This is a genomic window from Allosalinactinospora lopnorensis, assembly GCF_000981225.1.
Classification (GTDB): domain Bacteria; phylum Actinomycetota; class Actinomycetes; order Streptosporangiales; family Streptosporangiaceae; genus Allosalinactinospora; species Allosalinactinospora lopnorensis.
Genome location: NZ_LAJC01000147.1, coordinates 1 through 4,638 on the forward strand (window position 1 = coordinate 1; position 4,638 = coordinate 4,638).

Annotated in this window: 1 protein-coding gene; it reads right to left on the reverse strand. The window is 68.7% G+C overall.

The window, feature by feature from the left end:
- A partial coding sequence (locus VS93_RS32280; RefSeq protein WP_046472485.1) for a type I polyketide synthase occupies positions 1–4,638 on the reverse strand: 4,638 nt, incomplete at both ends.

The following is a 4,638-nucleotide window of genomic DNA, read 5'->3' on the forward strand; positions in this document are numbered from 1 at the left end:
TTCGAACGCCTCCCACGCCACCTCCAGCAGCAACCGCTGCTGCGGATCCATCGCCAACGCCTCACGCGGACTGATCCCGAAGAAATCGGCGTCGAAATCCACCGCATCATGCAGAAACCCGCCATGCCGGGTATAGGACGTACCGAAACGATCAGGGTCCGGGTCGAACACCCCCTCCACATCCCAACCACGATCGGCCGGAAACCCCGAAACCACGTCCCTGCCCTCAGCGACCAGCCCCCACAACCCCTCCGGAGAACACACCCCACCCGGATACCGGCACCCCATCGCCACAATCACAACCGGATCGTTCTTTTCGGCCACGGTGATCCGCTCGGGCACGGAAGATTCCGTACTCGTGCCGAGGACCTCCGCCTGCAGGTAACCGGCGAGTTCCATCGAGGATGGGTAGTCATAGGCGATGGTGGGCGGCAGCCGAAGGCCGGTCGCCGCCCCCAACCGGTTCCGTAGTTTCACCGCGCCCAGCGAATCGAGCCCCAGCTCCCGGAAGGCACGATCCGCCGCAACAGTTTCTGGCCCTTCGTGGCCGAGCGCCGCGGCCGCATGAGTACGCACCAGGTCCAGCACCGCGCGGCCTCGCTCGCTTTCAGCCAACCCGCGAATCCGCCGGGCCAGTGCCGATGTGTCCTCCTCTGCGTCCTCATCGAGCGCCGCAGTTCCAAGGGCGCGTTCGGCCTCCGGCACATCCGCGATCAACCGGCTCGGCCGTGCCGAAGCATTCGCTAAGACATACCGCTCCCAATCAATGTCGGCGACGGCCACATATGTGTCGGCGCGATCCAGCGCCTGCCGCAGGGCCACGATCGCCAACTCCGGCGCCATCGCGGCCACACCTATCTGCCGCAGGTGCTCCTCGATCACTCCTCCGTCAACGGCAAGCCCTCCACCGCCCCAGCCACCCCATGCGACCGAAGTGGCCACGAGTCCGTCGGCCCGGCGGTGCTCTGCCAGTGCGTCGACGAACGCGTTCGCGGCCGCATAGTTACTCTGACCCGCACCGCCCAGCACGCCGGCGACCGAGGAGAACAGCACAAACGCTGATAGATCCAGGTCCCGCGTCAATTCGTGCAAGTTCAATGCGGCGCACACCTTTGGCCGGAACACCGTTTCCATCTGTTCGAGAGTCATCCCGCTGAGCACACCGTCATCCAGCACACCCGCTGTGTGCACGATCGCGGTCGGAGGATGTTCGGCGAGCAGTGCCGCCAACGCGCCGCGGTCCGCCACGTCGCAGGCCGCCACGGTCACACCGACGCCGAGGGCTGTGAGCTCGGCTTCGAGTTCGGCCGCACCGGGGGATTCCGGCCCGCGCCGGCTGGTCAGCACCAGATGCTCGGCGCCGTTGCACGCCAGCCACCGCGCCACGTGCGCGCCCAAAGCACCCGTACCACCGGTTATCATCACGGTCCCGCTTGGACGCCAGTCTTCCCGCGGCGTGTCCCGCCCCGGGGCACGAACCAGCCGCTGAACGAACACCCCGGACGACCGGACCGCTACCTGGTCCTCGCCGTTCTCACCGGAGAGCACACCGGCGAACCGGCTCATCATCCCCGCGCTCGCTTCCCCAGGGAGATCGACCAGTCCGCCCCACCGTTCGGGGTGCTCCAGCGCGACACCCCGGCCCAGACCCCACACCTGCGCCTGTACCGGGCTGGTGAGTCGATCGAAGCGCCCGGTCGACACCGCGCCACACGTCGCGATCCACAGCGGGGCATCCACAGCAGTGTCCCCCAGCGCTTGCACCAGCGCCAGCGTGGCTACGACTCCCCTGGACAGCGCCGGATAATCGGGATGCGGTCGCTCATCGAGCCCCAGTAGGGACAACACGCCGCTCACCGGTGAGCCGTCGGCCATTCCCTCATGGATCCGCTGAGCGACCGATTCCCGGTCGCTCAGGGCAGTGTCCAGCTCGATCTGAACGGTTCGCGCGCCGTGCCGGTGGAGCGCGTCGCCCACGGCCGCTGCCCACTCCCCGCCGGCACGCGCCGCCGGAGCCACCACCAACCAGGTCCCGCTCAATATGGCTGCTGCCACATCAGCGACCGGCTTCCAGTTGATCCGGTAGCGCCAGCCGTCCACTGTCGAACGCTCACGACTGCGCCGGCGCCACGACGACAATGCCGGGAGCACCGCCTCCAGGGAGGAGCGTTCGTCGTCGCTGACATCCAGGGAGTCAGCGACAGCCGCCACGTCTCCCTGTTCGACGGCGTCCCAGAACGAGGACTCCATCTCCGCGGCCGCCCCTGCGGAGGGCCCGCCGGTGGCTTCCAGCCAGTACCGCTGGTGTTGGAAGGCATAAGTCGGCAGGTCGACCGCGTGCGCTTCGTGCCCGGCGAACGCTTGTCCCCAATCGACCGGGAGACCGCGTACGTGTGCCTGGGCCAGCGCGTGCAGGAACTGTTCCGTGTCACCCTCGTCGCGGTGCAGCGTCCCTGCAGCCACCGCCTCCGCGTTCAAGTCGTTGACGGTCTCCTCGATCCCGATGGTCAGTACGGGGTGCGGGCTGGTCTCGACGAAGAACCCGTGGCCCTGCTCAACGAGCGCCCGGACGGCCGGTTCAAACTGCACCGGCTGCCGCAGGTTGCGATACCAGTACCCGGCCCCCAGCTCTGCGGTATTCAGCCAGTCACCACTCACCGTGGAAAAGAACGGCACCTCAGCGGAGCGGGGTGTCAGACCCGAGAGTGCCTCCAGCAGCCGGTCCTCGATCGCCCCCACGTGCGCGGAATGGGAGGCGTAGTCCACGGGGAGTCTGCGCACCCTGGTTCCGTCGGCCTGGCAAGCGTGACACAGCTCATCCAGCGCCTCAGGGTCACCGGCCACCACCACCGACGCGGGGCCGTTGACCGCGGCCACCGAGATCCGGCCCGGCCAGCGCCCCACCAGCGCCTCCACCCGGTCCACCGAAAGCGCGAGCGAGACCATGCCTCCCCGTCCGGCCAGCGCGGAGGCGATAACCTGGCTACGCAGCGCCACCACCTTGGCCCCGTCCTCCAGCGACAACGCCCCCGCCACACACGCTGCCGCGATCTCACCCTGCGAGTGCCCCACCACCGCAGCGGGCTCCACCCCATACGAGCGCCACACTTCGGCCAGCGCCACCATCACCGCCCACAGCGCCGGCTGGACCACATCCACCCGCTCCAATGAAGCGGCCCCCGCTTCGCCCCGCAGCACCTCCAGCAACGACCAGTCCACATGCGCCGCCAGCGCCCGCTCACACTCCTCCAACCTCTCGGCGAACACCGGCGAGGAAGCCAGCAGGTCAGCACCCATCCCCTCCCACTGCGCCCCCTGACCCGCAAACACGAATGCCACTTTGCCCGCGGTATCGGCCGCTCCTTGAACCAGCCCCGGCGCTTCAGCGCCCCGGGTCGCCGTCTCAAGGCCACGCAGGAATTCGTCTCGTTCCCGGCCAACGACCACCGCTCGGTGCTCGAATGTCGCCCTCGTGGTCGCCAGCGAGAATCCGACATCGGCCGGGCACAGCCCAGGATCGGCCGTGACGGCCGCGCGGAGCCGCGCGGCCTGCTCCCGCAGCGCCTCCTTGCTCCTCCCCGACACCACCCACGGCAGTACCGGTGAAACAGCCGCATCCGCTGGAGTGTCCCCATCGGCGGAGGATTCGACCGTCTCCGTCTCGGCCTGCGGCGCCTGTTCGATGACGAGGTGGGCGTTGGTGCCGCTCACACCAAACGAGGAGACGCCGGCCCGCCGGGGATGGCCGGTCCGCGGCCACTCCCGCGCCTCGGTCAGCAGCGCCACACCGCCCTCGTCCCAGTCCACGTGCGGGCTGGGCGCATCCACGTGCAAGGTCTTGGGCAACAGGCCATGGCGCATCGCCTGCACCATCTTGATCACCCCACCCACACCCGCGGCCGCTTGGGCGTGGCCGATGTTGGACTTCAACGACCCCAACCACAGCGGCCGATCCCGCGGCCGGCTCCGCCCATAGGTGGCCAACACCGCCTGGGCCTCAATCGGATCCCCCAACTCCGTCCCGGTGCCATGGGCCTCCACCGCATCCACCTCCGACACCGACAACCCCGCACTAGCCAGCGCCCGCCGGATCACCCGCTCCTGCGAAGGCCCATTCGGCGCCGTCAACCCATTGGAAGCCCCGTCCTGGTTGACGGCACTCCCGCGGATGACCGCCAGCACCGGGTGACCGTTGCGCCGGGCATCGGACAACCGCTCCAGCACCACCACACCGGCCCCCTCGGCCCAACCGGTGCCATCAGCCGCCGCCGAAAACGCCTTACACCGCCCATCCGGGGAAAGAGCCCGCTGCCGAGAAAACTCAACGAAGACATCGGGGGTGGACATCACCGTCACGCCCCCGGCCAGCGCCAGCGTGCACTCGCCCTGCCGCAGCGCCTGGCACGCCAGATGCACCGCCACCAACGACGACGAACACGCGGTATCCACCGTCACCGCCGGCCCCTCCAACCCGAAGGTGTAGGCAACCCGACCCGACGCGACACTGGCCGCACTACCAAGCACCACCTGCCCTTCAACGCTCTCCGGAACCTGCTGCAGGCGCGCCGCGTAGTCGTGGTACATCACCCCGGTGAACACGCCTGTCGGACTGTCTTTCACCAGCGCCGGGGCGATCCT